This is a genomic window from Plesiomonas sp., from assembly GCF_051650925.1.
Taxonomy (GTDB): Bacteria; Pseudomonadota; Gammaproteobacteria; order Enterobacterales; family CAMTGL01; genus Plesiomonas.
Genome location: NZ_JBOFRH010000315.1, coordinates 1 through 1,331 on the forward strand (window position 1 = coordinate 1; position 1,331 = coordinate 1,331).

Below are 1,331 nucleotides of genomic sequence, written 5' to 3' on the forward strand. Positions count from 1 at the left end.
TTCTTTTTGTAGCGCTTTACCCTTTGGTAAATTAGAAATAGCTTTTTTCCCAATGACATCATCGTAGTATCGAGGCTCTAGCCCAAAGCCAGGACGGATACTGCGAATATTTTTTGCTGTCAGTACTTCACCTGCAGCAATATCTTGAACGACATATAATGAGCGTCGGAACTTGACGTTGCCTTTTTCAGCTTCTGTTCGTTCATAGGTCGCGCAGCCTAAAGCTGACCATGCTGTTCGGGCATCTTGGCATAAACGAGTCAGTTCATTGGGATCTAGTGAAAAGCTGTCATCCGGTCCACCGGCTGAGCGATCAAGAGTCACATGTTTTTCTATCACACAAGCGCCTAGAGCGACGGATGCAATCGCCGTGGCATTATCCAAGGTGTGATCGGATAATCCCGTGATGCTATTAAAGCGTTGTGCCATATCAGGAATTGTCCGCAAATTATATTGCTCTGCGGGGGCAGGGTAACCACTCACACAATGCAGCAAGACGAGCTGCTGGCAGCCATGTGAGCGTGCAGTATTCACGGCCTCTGCTATTTCTTCAGCAGTTGCCATCCCCGTTGACATAATCATCGGCTTACCGGTTTGGGCGACGCGGCGAATAAGTGGTAAATCAACCAATTCAAATGACGCAATTTTATACGCGGGTGCGTCTAACTGTTCGAGTAAATCTACTGCAGTAAAATCAAATGGCGAACTAAATATCGTAATTCCCAGTTTTTTGGCATGTTCGAATAGCGGTTGATGCCATTCCCACGGTAGATAGGCTTTTTGATAGAGAGAATACAGAGTTTCACCATCCCACAAGCCACCATGAATTTTGAACTCATCACTGTCATGCTCAATGGTGATAGTGTCTGCTGTGTAAGTCTGCAATTTAACAGCATCTGCGCCTGCTTGTTTGGCTGCGTCTATGATCTGGATTGCACGGTTGATATCGCCATTATGGTTTGCTGACAATTCAGCAATAATATAAGGTGGGTAGTCTGCACCAATACGGCGACCATCGATTTCAATGTATTTATTCATAATGTGATTTTCAATTTTTTTGCAATAACAATACGATATTCTTGCCAAATGGTGCGGGTTATCGCTAAATGTACGACTTGGTGCTGTCCATGATTTGAGCAAATATCCTGCACAATAAAACCAAAACGTTGGTGTAATTTTATCACCGAGTGATTGAAGTCAAGAACTTCACAGCGTAAACGTTCTAATTGCAAATTATGGAATGCATATTCTAAAGCGTAAAACTCTAACAGGCTTCCAGCTTTAAGTGGCGCAGGCTGCGCCGCGTAAAATGCCCATGATGCGGATTTATC

General features: G+C 44.1%; 2 protein-coding genes. Both read right to left on the bottom strand.

Annotated elements, in window-relative coordinates; translation table 11 throughout:
• Positions 1-1,038 (bottom strand): pseudaminic acid synthase (pseI, locus tag ACRC27_RS07435; RefSeq protein ID WP_438639549.1); only part of this gene is annotated, 1,038 nt, incomplete at its 3' end.
• Positions 1,035-1,331, bottom strand: a 297-nt coding sequence (locus ACRC27_RS07440) for a hypothetical protein (RefSeq protein ID WP_438639550.1), incomplete at its 5' end; no start/stop codon positions are given. The genes ACRC27_RS07440 and pseI, both read right to left, overlap by 4 nt.